The sequence below is a fragment of the Stutzerimonas stutzeri RCH2 genome, from assembly GCF_000327065.1.
Classification (GTDB): Bacteria; Pseudomonadota; Gammaproteobacteria; order Pseudomonadales; family Pseudomonadaceae; genus Stutzerimonas; species Stutzerimonas stutzeri_AE.
The window spans coordinates 547613-561970 of sequence record NC_019936.1; the positions used below are offsets into that span (position 1 = coordinate 547613).

The 14358-nt window shown below is 64.2% G+C and carries 15 protein-coding genes; 7 read left to right on the forward strand and 8 right to left on the reverse strand.

What is annotated here, in order from left to right; translation table 11 throughout:
• Positions 1-10: 10 nt before the first annotated feature.
• The 3 genes from asd to PSEST_RS02430 are packed head-to-tail and all read right to left on the reverse strand — an operon-like array spanning position 11 to position 3299.
• Positions 11-910, reverse strand: a complete 900-nt coding sequence (asd, locus tag PSEST_RS02420) for an archaetidylserine decarboxylase (RefSeq protein ID WP_015275484.1) — start codon at positions 908-910, stop codon at positions 11-13.
• A gap of 11 nt (positions 911-921) precedes the next feature.
• Positions 922-1737: a rhodanese-like domain-containing protein gene (locus PSEST_RS02425; RefSeq protein ID WP_015275485.1), complete on the reverse strand. Its 816-nt coding sequence runs from the start codon at positions 1735-1737 to the stop codon at positions 922-924.
• Between the two features lie 47 nt (positions 1738-1784).
• Positions 1785-3299: an HDOD domain-containing protein gene (locus PSEST_RS02430; protein WP_015275486.1), complete on the reverse strand. Its 1515-nt coding sequence runs from the start codon at positions 3297-3299 to the stop codon at positions 1785-1787.
• A 164-nt stretch (positions 3300-3463) separates the two neighbouring features.
• Here PSEST_RS02430 and motA point away from each other — a divergent pair, with 164 nt between their 5' ends.
• Positions 3464-4315, forward strand: a complete 852-nt coding sequence (motA, locus tag PSEST_RS02435; RefSeq protein WP_015275487.1) for a flagellar motor stator protein MotA — start codon at positions 3464-3466, stop codon at positions 4313-4315.
• A gap of 9 nt (positions 4316-4324) precedes the next feature.
• Positions 4325-5305, forward strand: coding sequence for a flagellar motor protein MotB (motB, locus tag PSEST_RS02440; RefSeq protein ID WP_015275488.1), 981 nt, complete (start codon positions 4325-4327; stop codon positions 5303-5305).
• Positions 5306-5314: 9 nt separating this feature from the next.
• On the opposite strand, the gene rsgA is transcribed toward motB, so the two are convergent.
• Positions 5315-6346, reverse strand: a complete 1032-nt coding sequence (rsgA, locus tag PSEST_RS02445; protein ID WP_015275489.1) for a small ribosomal subunit biogenesis GTPase RsgA — start codon at positions 6344-6346, stop codon at positions 5315-5317.
• A 123-nt stretch (positions 6347-6469) separates the two neighbouring features.
• On the opposite strand from rsgA, the gene PSEST_RS02450 reads away from it, so the two are divergent.
• Together PSEST_RS02450 and orn are read left to right on the forward strand one after the other, a co-directional pair.
• Positions 6470-7276, forward strand: a complete 807-nt coding sequence (locus tag PSEST_RS02450) for a class I SAM-dependent methyltransferase (protein ID WP_015275490.1) — start codon at positions 6470-6472, stop codon at positions 7274-7276.
• Positions 7277-7304: 28 nt separating this feature from the next.
• On the forward strand, positions 7305-7847 hold the full coding sequence (gene orn, locus PSEST_RS02455; RefSeq protein WP_015275491.1) for an oligoribonuclease: 543 nt from the start codon (positions 7305-7307) through the stop codon (positions 7845-7847).
• Between the two features lie 186 nt (positions 7848-8033).
• Here the strand turns inward: orn and PSEST_RS02460 are convergent, their stop codons facing one another.
• The 3 genes from PSEST_RS02460 to PSEST_RS02470 all read right to left on the reverse strand — a co-directional run bounded on the left by PSEST_RS02460 (position 8034) and on the right by PSEST_RS02470 (position 10901).
• Positions 8034-8675, reverse strand: a complete 642-nt coding sequence (locus tag PSEST_RS02460) for an oxidoreductase (RefSeq protein ID WP_015275492.1) — start codon at positions 8673-8675, stop codon at positions 8034-8036.
• A 19-nt stretch (positions 8676-8694) separates the two neighbouring features.
• Entirely contained in the window at positions 8695-10368 is a 1674-nt protein-coding gene (locus PSEST_RS02465) for a C13 family peptidase (RefSeq protein WP_015275493.1), read from the reverse strand.
• 77 nt (positions 10369-10445) lie between these two features.
• Complete coding sequence (locus PSEST_RS02470) at positions 10446-10901, reverse strand: MaoC family dehydratase (RefSeq protein WP_015275494.1); 456 nt, start codon at positions 10899-10901, stop codon at positions 10446-10448.
• 225 nt (positions 10902-11126) lie between these two features.
• Between PSEST_RS02470 and PSEST_RS02475 the strand changes: the two genes are divergently transcribed.
• Genes PSEST_RS02475 through PSEST_RS02485 form a run of 3 tightly spaced genes read left to right on the forward strand, consistent with a single transcriptional unit; the run spans position 11127 to position 12800 of the window.
• Positions 11127-11489, forward strand: a complete 363-nt coding sequence (locus PSEST_RS02475; protein ID WP_015275495.1) for a CidA/LrgA family protein — start codon at positions 11127-11129, stop codon at positions 11487-11489.
• Positions 11486-12205, forward strand: coding sequence for an LrgB family protein (locus PSEST_RS02480; protein ID WP_015275496.1), 720 nt, complete (start codon positions 11486-11488; stop codon positions 12203-12205). Before PSEST_RS02475 ends, PSEST_RS02480 begins: the two co-directional genes overlap by 4 nt.
• Before the next feature lie 10 nt (positions 12206-12215).
• Positions 12216-12800 (forward strand): LON peptidase substrate-binding domain-containing protein, encoded by a 585-nt coding sequence (locus PSEST_RS02485; RefSeq protein WP_015275497.1) that lies wholly within the window; start codon positions 12216-12218, stop codon positions 12798-12800.
• Between the two features lie 27 nt (positions 12801-12827).
• On the opposite strand, the gene PSEST_RS02490 is transcribed toward PSEST_RS02485, so the two are convergent.
• The gene (locus PSEST_RS02490; protein WP_015275498.1) at positions 12828-14147 is read right to left on the reverse strand and encodes a bifunctional DedA family/phosphatase PAP2 family protein; all 1320 of its coding nucleotides are present in this window, start codon (positions 14145-14147) and stop codon (positions 12828-12830) included.
• Positions 14148-14358: the final 211 nt, after the last annotated feature.

The following is a 14358-nucleotide window of genomic DNA, read 5'->3' on the forward strand; positions in this document are numbered from 1 at the left end:
GCTGGCTGGGTTAGCTCAGCTCCGTTGGTTCGATCAGCGCGCTGGTCGAAATGGCCTCGGCCTGTCCCAGCGCTTCGCCCATGCAGACCGGGCTCAGCGGGCCCAGCTGTTCGGCCCAGCGCACCTGGTCCGGGCCGAACAGCAGAATGACGGTGGAGCCCAGCTTGAAGCGGCCCATCTCCGCACCCTTCTCCAAGTGAATGGGCGCGCGCGCCGCTTCGTCGTAGCGGACGGTCTTCAAGGTGCGCTTGGGCGGCGTGACCAGGCCGGCCCAGACGGTTTCGATACTGGCGACGATCATGGCGCCGACCAGCACCATGGCCATGGGGCCATGCTCGGTGTCGAACAGGCAGACCACCCGTTCGTTGCGTGCGAACAGTTCCGGTACGCCCTGGGCGGTGACGGTATTGACCGAGAAGATCCGCCCCGGCACATAGACCATTTCGCGCAGCGTTCCGCTGACCGGCATATGTACGCGGTGGTAATCCTTGGGCGAAAGATAGACGGTGGCAAAAGCGCCGCCCATGAAAGGCGCAGCGCGCTCGTGATCACCGCCGAGCAGTTCCATGGCGCTGAAGCTGTGACCCTTGGCCTGGAAGATACGGCCCTGCTCGATTTGTCCGAGCTGACTGATGGCACCGTCGCAAGGGTTGAGAATCGCACCGGGGGTCGTGTCCAGCGGGCGGGCGCCGTCCTTCAGCGCGCGGGTGAAGAAGGCGTTGAAGTGCTCGTATGCGGTGGGCTCTTCGGTTTGCGCTTCGCGCATGTCGACCTGGAAATGGCGCACGAACCACTTGATGAAGGTGTTCTTCACCCAGGGCAAGCGGCATTCGGCCAGGCATCCGGCCAGGCGCGAGATGAGGTGATGCGGCAGCACGTATTGGCTGATGACGAACAAGCGATCTTTCATGTTTGACCTTTTCATTGCTGCACCGGGGTGTCAGGCAGATTGCCCCATTCGGACCAAGAGCCGGCATAGCCTTTGACGCGGGGATAGCCCAGGGCCTTGGCCAGCAAATAGGTGAGGCCAGAGCGGTGGTGTGTCTGGCAGTGGGTGATGATTTCCTTCTCCGCAACGATACCAAGCGCCTGCAGCTGTTCGGCGATGTCTTCACGGATGCGTAGTGCGCGGGCGGGATCCATGGCGGCAGTCCACTCGAAGTTGATCGCGCCCGGAATATGCCCGCCACGTGCGGCGAAGAGTTTCTCGCCGCGGTATTCCGCCGGTGAGCGCGCATCCCAGATCACCAGATCCTCGGCGCCGAGACGGCTTTCGATATAGGTGCGGGTTGCGGTGGGGGCATCGTCCAGCGCCAGGCTCGGTGAGCCGGATGCCGCTGCGGGCACTTCCTGAGTCAGCGGGCGCGCTTCCTCCAGCCAGGCGCGCAGCCCGCCGTTGAGGTAGTGATAGCGATGATGGCCAATGACGTCGAGTAGCCAGATGAAACGTCCCGCCCAGCCGCCGCCTTCGTCGTCGTACACCACGTAGACGGCATCGGCCCGATGGCCCAGTGCGCCGAACAGTCGCTCCAATTGAGCCTGCGGCGGAAGCAGGCCGGGTGCCGGTGGCTGGCCGAGCTGAGTCTGTTTGGGATCGACGAAGCGAGCGCCAGGCAGATGGCCTTCGGCGTAACGCGAAGCACTGGTCAGGTCGACCAGGATCAGCTCGGGCGCATCGAGGCGCGGGGCGAGGTCGGCGGGCTCGATCACCAGCGGCAGGTTGGAAAAGGCGGACACGGCAGGCCTCGACTAGTCGTAGAAGAGGCGAAGTCTAGCGAAAAAGCTCAGGCCCCGCGCCTGCTGAAAAGGCTCAATGCGCGCTCGATGCACTGGGATGTTTTAGCGAATGTTTGCAGCGTCGCATCGGCAATGGCTGCGCCGTTCTGGTCGGCAACGATCAGCATCAACACGCGGCCGTCGATGCCCAGCGAGCGCAACAGCAGGTGCTCTCCGGCGAACAGGGCCTTCAGCGTGCCCGGCAGCAACGCGGAGAACTGCGCCATATTGGCTGGCTGAAGGCGCAGTTGTGCGGGCTTCTCCAGCAGTCGGCGCAGTATCTGGCTTTGTTCCGCGGCCAGGGTCAGTCGCGCGGCATCGCCCGGCAGACCGACACATTGCTGGGCGACGAGACGATTCTGCTTGCGATCGACCAGCATGATCAGCGAACGCTGCAGGCCGGCGCAGGTCAGCGCCTGGCTGGCACTGGCGGTCAGTTGCAGTACGTTGCTGAATGGAGTTGGCTCACTGAGCAGCCGACGACAGTGCTCACGCCATTCGGCGAGTTCGGCTTGGTTGGGAGCGGGAGCCGGGCGCAGTGTCTGGAAACGGCTTCCGGTTGGCCACAGCAACCCCTGGGCCGGATGCCAGAGATCGGTTCGGCCGAACTCGCGCGCGTTGATCACGGCCTGCTGGTGCACCATCTGCTGCAGTTCGCCCAGCGGAACCTGCAGATACAAGCCGGCCAGCCGCTGCCAGCGCAAACTGTGCACGCCTCCCCAGCTGTGATGCGATGACAGCGCCAGGCCATTGGCCAGGACGATGGTGTTGCTCGGCAGGGTCACCCAGCGGCGCAGATCCGGGTCGGCATCGAGCATCTGCTGCTGATGCAGGGGGTGCTCGTTGTCGCGGGCGATATGCAGCGCCTTGATCAGCATGCGTCGATCACCGCCGAGCAGACGGTAGCCCTGGACGACCCAATCCGGCAGGCGCCAGTGCTCGGCGAGTTTGAGGAACAACTCCAGCAGCGGCACTCCGAGCAGTTCGCGCTCGACACGGCTGGCCGGCTCGCCCTTGACCAGTACCCGCTGCTCCCAGCTATCGAGCAGGTGCGGAAAGGCCCCGACCAGCGCCCAGGCGGGGGCGAGGAACAGCAGGCTGCCCCAGTGGATGTCCTGCCAGAGTCTTGCCAGTCGCGCGGCGAACAAACCGTTGGCCTGCTGACTGGCGTGGCGGCTGATCAGCACCAGTTGGCGCAGCGGCTGCGGCATCGCATCGGCTTCCATCGCGGGAATGCGCGCCAGCAGGACTTCCGCGCGTTGCAGGCCAATGCGGCTGAGCGCCACTTCCAGGCTCTCGGCAGGCTGCCCATCACCAATGCCGCGGTTAGCTTCCTGTATGAAGCGCAGCGCCAGCACCGGGCTGTCCTGAATCAGTTCGGCAATCTGCCGCATCGACTTGCTGCTGTCGCGCAGCGCCAGGCGCACCTTGCCATGAACGGCGGCGAATGCTGGCAGCGGAGCATCATCGAGAAGCTTGATCCAGGCGGGTATGGTGCGGGGTAACTGTGGTGTGGTGGTCATGACCGAACTGGCTTTTCATCGGGATGGCCTTTAGTCTGGCGCAAAAGTTCCGATAACCAGAACAATTCTTCCAACATTCCTTCTGCAAGGCCGTCTGGCGGCGATTCAGGGCGGTTTCTGCCTGCGGTCCGGACAGCTCGTAACCAGGTTTCAGACGTACCTCTATGGTCAAAATCATCGGCATCATCGTCGTGTTCGCCAGCGTGCTGGGCGGGTTCGTTCTCTCTGGCGGCAAGATCGGCGCGCTCATCCATCCATTCGAGGTGATGATCATCGGCGGTGCGGCGCTGGGTGGCTTTCTGCAGGCCAACCCCGCCAGTACCACCATGCTGGTGTTCAAGAAGTCGCTGAAGATGTTCAGCACACGCTTCACCCATGCCTATTACCTGGAAGTGCTCAGCCTGCTCTACTCGATTCTCAACAAGAGTCGCCGTGAAGGCATGATGGCGATCGAGGCCGATCTGGAAGATCCGGCCGCGAGCCCGCTGTTCAGCAAGTACCCTGGCTTCCTGCAGGACGAGCGGATGACCGCCTTCACCTGTGATTACCTGCGCATCATGTCGTCGGGCAACATGGCGCCCCACGAACTCGAAGGCCTGTTCGACATGGAACTGAACAGCCTGAAAGAAGAACTCGAACATCCCTCCCATGCCGTCGCCAAGGTGGCGGACGGCCTGCCTGCGATGGGTATCGTCGCGGCGGTACTGGGCATCGTGATCACCATGTCGATCCTCGCCGAGGCGGATAACGCGATGATTGGTTACAAGGTCGGTTCGGCGCTGGTCGGTACGTTCCTCGGTATTCTTGCCTCCTATGGCTTCTTCGGGCCGCTGGCCGCGGCCCTGGAGCACGACGCCAAGGAAGAGCTGAACGTTTACGAGGCGATCAAGGCAACGCTGGTCGCTTCGGCATCCGGCATGCCGCCGACCCTGGCCGTCGAGTTCGGGCGCAAGGTTCTTTATCCGGCGCACCGCCCGAGCTTCGCCGAGCTCGAGCAAGCCATGCGCGGCAGCTAAAGGTTCGCCATGGACAACACTCAACCGATCATCGTCAAGCGGGTCAAGAAGGTCGCTGGCGGTCATCACGGCGGCGCCTGGAAGATCGCGTTTGCCGACTTCGCTACGGCCATGATGGCGTTCTTTCTGGTGATGTGGCTGATGAGCTCGGCCACGCCGGAGCAGAAGAAACTTATCTCCGGCTACTTTCAGGATCCGATCGGCTTCACCGAGAGCGCCAGTCCGCATGTGATCGATCTGGGCGGTACGCCGACGCCGTCGCCGGATCGCACCCTCAACCCGGAACTGGAACCGGCCCAGAGCGAAGCGCAGATCGACAGCAGCCAGGTGGAAACCTTCGCCGAGCAGCTGGAGCGCGAACGCCTCGAGCTGCTGCTGCAGGAGCTGCAGAACAAGGTTGACGAGAATCCCGAGCTGCAGAAGTTCAAGGACCAGATCCTCTTCGAGATCACCCAGGACGGTCTGCGCATCCAGATCATGGATGCCGAGAACCGCCCGATGTTCGCCCTTGGCAGTGCGCAGCTGCAGCCCTACTTCGAAGACATCCTGCTGGCGCTGGTCGATACCATTGCTGCGGTGCCGAACAAGATCAGCATCAGCGGTCACACCGATGCCAAGCCGTATTCGGGGCGCGGTGATTTCGGCAACTGGGAGCTTTCATCGGGCCGCGCCAACGCCGCGCGCCGCACGCTGGTAACCGGCGGCTATCCGGAAGAGCAGATCGCAAGAGTGGTGGGTTACGCCTCGTCGGCGCTGTTCGATCGCAACGACCCGTTCAATCCGGTCAACCGTCGTATCGACATCCTGGTGCTGACCAAGAAGGCGCAGCGCTCGATCGAAGGCGAACAATCTGACGCGGCCGAAGGTGCGGTGCCAGCGCAAGGCGCAGCACCTGCGGTACAGGAACCCCTACAGGCGCCCCAGCTGCGCGAGCGACTGAACATCTTCGAAGACGGCGTGCTGCAGTTCAGTCAGCCCGGCGCTCGCTGAGCACCAGACTCAGTAGTCTGGCTCGGGCAGGCTGCTGAGGATGTGTCGGTAACTGCTCATACGTTGCGGCTGGATGCGCCCGTCTTCCAGCGCCTGGAGCAGCGCGCAGCCGGGTTCGCGGTCATGTTTGCAGTCGCGGAAACGGCAGTGCCCGAGCAAGTCCTGGAATTCGATGAAGCCCGCTTCGACGTCGGCCCGGCTGACATGGCCCAGACCGAATTCGCGGATCCCGGGGGAGTCGATCAGCTCGCCGCCGCCGGGGAAATGGAACAGACGCGCGGTGGTGGTGGTATGGGTGCCCTTGCCGGTCATCTCCGACAGCGCTCCGACGCGGGTGTCGACGCCCGGTAACAGGCTGTTGACCAGCGAAGATTTGCCGACGCCGGATTGTCCGACGAAAACGCTGACATGCCCGTCGAGTCGCTCCTTGAGCGCATCCATCCCGCCGCCACCGTGGGCCGAGACCTCCAGCAGCGGGTAGTTCAGCTGGCGATAGACCTCCAGCAGGCGATTCAGCGCGGCCTCGTTCTGATCGTCGATCAGGTCGACCTTGTTCAACAGCAGCAACGGCGTGATGCCGGCGTGTTCCGCTGCGACCAGATAGCGGTCGATCAGATTGGCGTGTGGCTCGGGAAGCGGCGCGAAGACGATGACGATCAGATCGACGTTCGCCGCGACCGGCTTGAGCTGGCCGCGGGTGTCCGGGCGGCAGAGTTCCGAATGCCGCGGCAGCTGCGCGACGATGACGCCGATGCCCTGATTGCCGGGGCGCCAGACCACGCGATCACCCGTGACCAGTGCCGGCAGGTTGGCGCGCAGGTGGCAGCGGAACACCTGGCCGCTCTGCTCACCTTCCAGCGCCTCGACCTCGACCTGCACGCCGAAATGCGCAATGACGAGCCCGGTCTGCTCCGGGCCGAGATCGCCGCCTTCGAGCTCTTCGAGCGCGCGGCTTTCACGGCGGGCTGCACGGGCGGCGCGCTCTTCCTGAATCTTCTCGATGCGCCAGTTCTGCCGGCGGTTGAGTTGGCGTTTGGCCATGAATTAGGTTGTCTCTGAGGTTGGTGAGCGAGTCTAGCACGCTGCAACCCGCGCACTTCGGCCTGTATGGCGTCGAAGTCGGAGGGTTAGACTGCTGTTCTGTCACCTGTTCGATTGTCGGTCATGCCTGTTTCTGTCATTACTCGCCTGCCCATCCTGCGTGCGCTGCTGGCTCAGCTACTGGCGCTGCTGATCGTCTGGCTTTTGCTGCTTGGCCTGGTCGGCGTGGCCGACATGCGCCCGAGTCTCGTCGTCGTCGCGCTGGCGCAGGGTTGCCTGGCTGCGCTGATCGGAGCCCGGCTCGGGCTGTCGGCCTGGTGGCTGGCGATCAACCTGATGTTCGTTCCGGGCCTCGTGCTGCTGCGTGATTTCGACGTGCCGGCTTGGTTGCCGCTGGGCGCGTTCATCTTGCTGTTGCTGTTGAACTGGAATGCTTTCACCGAGCGCGTACCGCTCTATCTGACTGGCCGCGAAGCCGAGCGCCAGTTGCGCAACCGGCTGAGCGAGCTGCCGGCAGATTTTCGCTATATCGACCTGGGCAGCGGCTTGGCTGGCAGCTTGTCGCGCCTGGCGCGGGACTTTCCGGCGGCGCAGTTCATTGGCGTGGAAACCGCGCCGCTGACCTTCGCACTGTCCTGGCTGCGCTGCCTGCCGCGGCGCAACTGCCATATTCGCCTGCTCAGCCTGTGGCGGGTCGATCTCGCCGAGTACGATGTGGTCTATTGCTTCCTCTCGCCGACGCCCATGCTTGCCTTGTGGGCAAAGGCCCGCGCCGAGATGCGTCCCGGTGCGTTGCTGATCAGCAACAGCTTCGCGGTGCCGGGAATCGAGCCGGTCGAGGTGCGCGAACTGAACGACTGGCGCGGTTCGCGCTTGCTGATCTGGTACCCAGGCAGCACGGCACCTGACGGCGCCGATACGAGCGGCTAAACTGCGCCGCACAGCCAAGGAGCCCGCCATGCAGAACCCGCAGAACCTGATCTGGATCGACCTGGAAATGACTGGTCTGGACCCGGACAACGACGTCATCATCGAGATGGCGACCATCGTTACCGACAGTCAGCTCAACGTGCTGGCCGAAGGGCCGGTGATCGCGGTGCACCAGAGCGATGAAACGCTGGCGCGCATGGATGAGTGGAACACCCGCCAGCATGGCGGCTCGGGTCTGACCCAGCGCGTGCGCGAGAGCAAGATTTCCACCGCCGAAGCCGAGCAGGCGACGCTGGCCTTCCTCGAGCAGTGGGTGCCCAAGGGCAAGTCGCCGATCTGCGGCAACAGCATCTGCCAGGACCGGCGCTTTCTCTATCGACAGATGCCGAAGCTGGAAGCCTATTTCCACTACCGCAACCTGGACGTGTCGACGCTCAAGGAGCTGGCGGCGCGCTGGGCGCCGCAGATAATGGAAGGCTTCAAGAAGAGCGGCACACACCTGGCGCTCGACGACATCCGTGATTCGATCGCCGAGCTGCGCCATTACCGCGAGCATTTCATCAAGGTCTGAAAGGGGCATTAACGCCTGACGCGCTTGCGGTTCGTAGGGTGGATCACGCTTCACCGATCCACCGGCGAGGCCAGGTGGATATAGAAAGCGACATCCACCCTACGTCACTGATGATGATCGTGAGAGCGATGCCGCAGCGTCGTCCAAGCAGTGGTCAATCGGCGCCTTTTGGCGAGGCGCCGACAGTCATTTCCCCAGCTTGCGCAACTCGTCCGATTCGACGATGCGCACCCCGTCGCCTTCTTCCAGCGCCAGCCGCCACAACGCCCGGGCCAGCGTGCAGGTCTCGATGCCGTGGTATTTGCCTGGCAGCAACTGCGACAGAGGCGCGGCGATGCGTTCGCTCAGCCTCGGCTCCAGACGCGGCCCGATCAGCTGCGAGGGGCGGGCGATGGTCAGCTGCGGCCAGTCCTGCTGCTGCAGTGCCGCTTCCATCTCGCCTTTGACCTTGAGGTAGAAGATCGAGCTGTCCGGATTGGCTCCCAGCGAGCTGATCACCAGCAGGTGGCGCGCGCCCATCTCCTTCGCCCGGCGGGCAAACGCCAGCACCAGATCATGATCGATGGCGCGAAACGCCTCCTGGCCACCAGCCTGCTTGAGCGTGCTACCCAGGCAGCAGAAGGCCGTGTCGATCGCGCCGCTCAGCGTCGGCAGCAACGCCAGCAGCTCTCCGACCGGGTTTTCCAGGCGCTGATGGGCCGCCAGCGGTCTGCGCGTGGGTGCCAGCACGCGCTCGACGGTGGGCTCGTTGAGTAGTCGATCGAGCAGGTGCTCGCCAGTGAGTCCGGTGGCGCCGGCAAGCAAAATGCGCTGGGGCGTCAAATACATGGTCTTGCTCCTGTGGCGATCATTGGGTGGCACGCTGCTGCCGCAGCTCCTGCCAGCGTTGGACGACCGGTTTCGGTGCCCACAATTGCGGTTCCGATGCCTGATAGTCGTCGGCCTGCTCGCGTTCGGCAACCTTTGCCGCCGCCAGCGTGAAGGCCTGCACGATATCGTCGGTCTCCAGCAGCGCTTCGGCAAACAGCGCGCGGCCGAAATAGGTGAAATCGCTCTGCTCGGAGCAGCCGAAGGAAACCCGGTCGGCGCGCGCGGCGGTCATGATCAGCGTGTGATCGTTTTTCAATGGCTCAATGAAACCGCCGGAATAGCAGGCAGAGACCACTAGGATGGTCTTGCGCCCGGCCAGCGGCGCGAGCAGTTGCGCCAGGTCGGCTGCAGGCAGATCGTCGAGGGAAAGGCGCGGCTGACTCAGTACCAGTTCATGGTCGGCCGAACCATGGCTGGTGAGGTAGAGAAAGATCAGGTCCTCCTCGCCGCTGCGTTCGGCCAGCGCGCGGATCGCCCGGGCCAGGTTTTCCCGGGTCGCCAGCGGGCGGTCGGCCAGATGGTCACGATGGTTGACCAGGCTGAGCTGCCCGTGAGCGGCGTAACGCTCGGCGAGTAGTCGCTGCACGTAGTCGGCCTCGCGCATGAACACGCTCTGGCGACCGTCGCCGGCAACCGTGAGCGTATAAAGCTCCTGCGCCGGGCTGGATGGCGGTAGCGCCTCGATGGCCTGCCCCAGCAGCGTGCCCTGGTTCAGCAGGGCAAGTTCGAGCGGGTCTGGCAGTGCACGCCCCTGCTCGTCGCGGATACGTCTGTCGTTGCGCCAAATGCCGCGAAGCTCACTGCCATCGGCCTGGGTCAGCACACCATCGCCGTGGAAGCGGCCCAGGCGGAAACCGCCGGTATAGAAGCTGCCGTCGGAGCGATCGAGGCGACCCTGGCCGTGGTAACGCCAGCTGCGGAACTGACCGCTGTAGCGGCTGCCGTCGTCAGCGACATGCGTGCCAGTGCCACTCAGCTCGCCCTGGACGAAGGTGCCGCTCCAGACATTGCCCGCGCTGTCTTCGTAGTGGCCCTGGCCGTGAAACTGGTCGTTCTCGAACTGCCCGCTGTAGCGCTGGCCCTGCGTGGTCACGAAACTGCCTTCGCCGTTCAGGCTGCCGGCGCTGAAGTGGCCGCTGAGCTGGCCATCGGCGTCCTTGCGTGTGCCGGGGCCATCGGGCTGGCCTTTGCGGAACTGGCCGTGATGACTGAAGCCGTCGGCATATTCCAGGCTGCCCTGGCCATGGTAGAGGTTGTCGCGGAACTCACCTTCGTAGACCGTGCCGTCCTGGCTGAAACGTCCGTGGCCATGCATGCGGCCATCTTGGAATTCGCCTTCGTAGACGCCGCCCTCTGCATAACTGAAGCGGCCGAGGCCGTCGAACAGGCCGTGCTTGAACTCGCCCTCGTAGCGGTCGCCGGTCGCACCGTGCCAAGTCCCCAGGCCGTGCCACTGACCGTCCTTGAACTGGCCGAGGTAATAGCTGCCGTTCGGGTAGTCGATGCGACCTCCGCCTTGCAGCCGCCCGTCGACGATATCGCCGCGATAGCGGCCGCCATCCGGCAGCACCGCATTGGCCGGCGTGAGAGGTTCACCTTCACCGCAGGCGGTGAGCAGGGTGAGCAGAACGAAGGGGAGAAAACGCAGCATGCGGACATCCGCTCAGGCGAGACGGCCGCAGTATGCCGCAAACCTGGCGGGCTGCGACAACTGCGCAGGTGCGGTGCTCAGAGGATGCACAGGGCAAGGGTTTCGGCGATGTAGGCCGGCTTGTCCGAGCCTTCGATCTCCATCACCGCGCGTGCCTTGAGCAACCACTGCCCCGGATTCTTTTCGTGAGCATCGATCAGCGTCAGCCCCAGGCGTACCCGCGAGCCGACGCGCACCGGCTGGATGAAGCGCAGGCTGTCCAGGCCGTAGTTGACGCCCATTTTTGTACCCTCCGGAACGACCAGCAGGTCACCGGAGAGCATCGGCAGCAGCGATAGCGAGAGGAAGCCGTGGGCGATGGTGCCGCCGAAGGGCGTCTGCGCGGCTTTCTCGGTGTCGATGTGGATGAACTGGTGGTCGCCGGTGCAGTCGGCGAACTGGTTGACGCGCTCCTGATCGATGGTCAGCCACTCGGAGTGGCCAAGTTCCTTGCCGATGTAATCCTTGAGCTGTGCGACGGGTACCTGTGGCATGTGTCCTCCTGGTTGTTCTTGTACGGCTGCGGGGAATGCAGCTTGACTAGAGGGATGCGCCGCACCGGAAGCGATCGATGGGCGCGGGCGGCATTGCCGGTCTAGATCAGCACGCGCGTGGTTGTCGGCAAACCAGCATCGGCCCTGCGAATGGCCCGTCATAGCGCAGCGCGGGCGCCTGCGGGCGTTGGCCCTTATACTGTCGCAATTTTGCGGGAGGCTCCCATGCTGCTCAGAGGTCTGACCTGGCTGGTCGCATTCCAGTTGCTCGGCACCGTGCTCAACGTGCTGTTGCTGCCCATGCTGCCGGGGCCGATCATCGGCCTGGTGCTGTTGTTTGCCGGGCTGCTGGCGCGCGGAAGGGCGAGTGAATCGCTGCAGCTGGCGGCCAGCAGCCTGTTGCGCTATCTGCCGCTCTTGCTGGTGCCGCCGGCGGTGGGGGTGATGGCTTATACCGAGGCGATTCTCGAGGATTTCTGGGCCATCGTCGGTGTGCTGGTGATTTCGCTGCTGGTTTCGCTGATCTTCACTGGCTGGCTGATGCAGGCATTGATTCGTCGCAAGCAGCGCCGCAAGGAGGCCGCATGATGGAATTGAACTGGTATGCCGCCTGGCAGGCGCTGATCCATCATCCGCTGTTCGGTGTGGGTATTACCCTGGCTGTCTTCCAGCTGGCGTATGCGGCGTATGAGAAGACCCGCTGGGTATTCCTGCAGCCGGTGCTGGTGTCGATGACGTTGATCGTCGGCATCCTTCTGCTGTGTGGCATCGACTATGACGAATACCGCATCAGTGCGCAGTGGCTGACGCTGCTGCTCGGGCCGGCCACCGTTGCGCTGGCCGTGCCGCTGTACCTGAACCTGCGGCGGATTCGCGAGCTGTTCGGGCCCATCGTGATCACCCTGCTGGTCGCCGGCGTGTTTGCCACGGCGCTGGGAATGGCGCTGGCCTGGGCGTTTGGCGCCGATCGGATGATCCTGATGACCCTGGCGCCCAAGTCGGTGACCTCGCCGATTGCCATGCTGGTGGCCGAGCAGATCGGCGGCGTGGTGGCGCTGGCTGCGGTGTTCGTGATGATCACTGGCGTGCTCGGTGCGATTCTCGGTCCGGAACTGTTGCGCCGCTTTGGCGTTCAGCATCCTGCAGCCCGTGGCATTGCGCTGGGGCTGACTGCCCACGCCGTGGGCACCGCGCAGGCGCTGCAGGAAAGCGACGAATGCGGTGCCTTCGCGGCATTGGCCATGAGCCTGATGGGGGTGATGACCGCGGTGCTGCTGCCGCTGGTGGTAGCCCTGTTGCTGTGATGGAGTCCGCATGAGATTGCCGTTGTTTCCGCTGGATACCGTACTGTTCCCCGGTTGCGTCCTCGATCTGCAGATTTTCGAGGCGCGCTATCTCGACATGGTCAGCCAGTGCCTCAAGGCCGGGCATGGCTTTGGTGTAGTGCATATCCTCGCGGGCGGCGAGGTAGGCGCCGCGCCGACATCCTTTGCTCGGGTGGGTTGCGAGGCGCTGATTCGTGACTGGCAGCAGCTGCCCAACGGCTTGCTGGGCATTCGCGTGGAGGGTGGAAGGCGATTCGACGTCCAGTCATCCGAGGTGCTGCGCGACCAGCTGACGGTCGCCGAGGTGGCCTGGCGCAGCGCCCCCGATCCGCAGCCACTGGCCGAGCACCACGCCGATCTGATCGTGCTGCTCGCGGCGCTCGGCCAGCATCCGATGGTGAAAACCCTGGGATTGGGTGGTGCAGTGAGCGATCAGGCCGCCTTGGCCAGTCAGCTGGCCTATCTGCTGCCGTTCGAGGCCGGGCAGAAGATCGAGCTGCTCGGGCTCGACGAGCCGGAACAGCAGCTCGAGCAGATTCAGAGCCTGCTCGAGCTGCTGCAGGATGGCGCCTAGTTCGGCGCTTTCGCAGCGTCCAGCGCTCTACTGATACCGATACATCTGCATCGCCGTCGGCAGCGCCCAGATGCTGAATGCGCCGAGCAGCCCCAGGCACGCCGGCAGGATCAGCCACCAGACCTTGGGTGCCATCGCCGCTAGCGGACTGCGCCACTGCGCCAGGGACAAGCTGGCTGCGCAGATGCTCGCGGCGAGCAGCGCGCCGGCGGTGACATCCGTGGTCCAGTGCACTCCCAAATAGACCCTTGAGAGTGCGATCGCCGTTGCGGGCAGGCTGGCCAGCACCAGCCAGGCGAGTCGCAGGCGCGGTGGCTGGCCGCGACCAGCGAGCACCCCGAGGGTCAGAAAGAAGGCGAACGCCGCTGAGCTGTGTCCGCTGGGAAAGCTGTAGCTGCTCAGCGGCTCCATCAGCACCTCGGGGCGGACCCGGGCAAAGGTGGCCTTCAGTGCGCCGTTGGCGACTGCTGTTCCGAGCAATGTGCAAACGGCGAACAGCGCAGCGCGCCACTGGCGTGCGAGCAGGAGCAACACGCACAGCAATACTGCGGCCCACAGTTGGGTGTGGAAGTCTCCGGTGCGGGTGATCACCACCATGACACGGTCGAAAGTGGCGCTGCGTTCCCCCTGGATTACCGCCAGCAGGCCTTCGTCGAGTTCCTTCAGGTGCGGCCAGCCGAAAAACAGCCCGAGAAGGATGACGACGCTCAGCCCAGCCGACACCGCACTGACCCAGCGCAACTGGCGCAGGCTGCCATAGGCGGTCGCGCCAATCAGGATCAGCAATGCGCCGACAACTACAGCCGCCTCGCTCCAGAAACCGTCTTGCAGGGGCAGGCGCATTGCCGCTCCGGCACTCCAGCCAGGCAGCAGGTAAGCCATCGACCAGCCCGCGGCGGCGCACAGGCTGACCAGCAGGAAGCGCCCGAATGGCATGTCAAGCATGCCGGCCGTCATTGGCAGCATGGGCCGCAGCGGGCCGATGAAGCGGCCCACCAGCAGGCTGGCGACGCCGTAACGCTGAAAATAATGCTCCGCGCGCAACAGCCACTCCGGGTGATCGCGCAAACCGCGCAAGCTGCGAATGCCCTGGTGATAGCGCCGGCCGAGCGCGTAGGACAGCAGGTCGCCGATGAGCCCGCCGATAAATCCGAGCAGCAGGGTCTGCCCCAGGGTCAATACGCCGCTGCCGGCCAGCACGGCGATGGCGAAGACCATGACGGTGCCTGGAACGATCAGGCCGACTACTGCCAGGCATTCCATGCAGGCGACGATGACCAGTGCCAGGCCCAGCCATTGCGGATTGGCGGCCAGCCATTGGGTAAGGGTGTCGAGCCATTGGCTCATGGGTAATTCCTTGCGTCGTGAACGCCTTTCGACCTGATGATAGAGCGCTGGGTTTCGTGCCGCGAGGATACTGCGCCATGCTGGCGGCCGCGCAGTGCTGTCCTGCGCGGGCAGCGCAGTACGGCATTCGAGCGCCTTTCGCCCGGCGCTGCTGTGCGTGGGCGTCCGGGGTAGCTATAATCAGCCGCTTTCCCTTCAGTCAGGCCAGCTA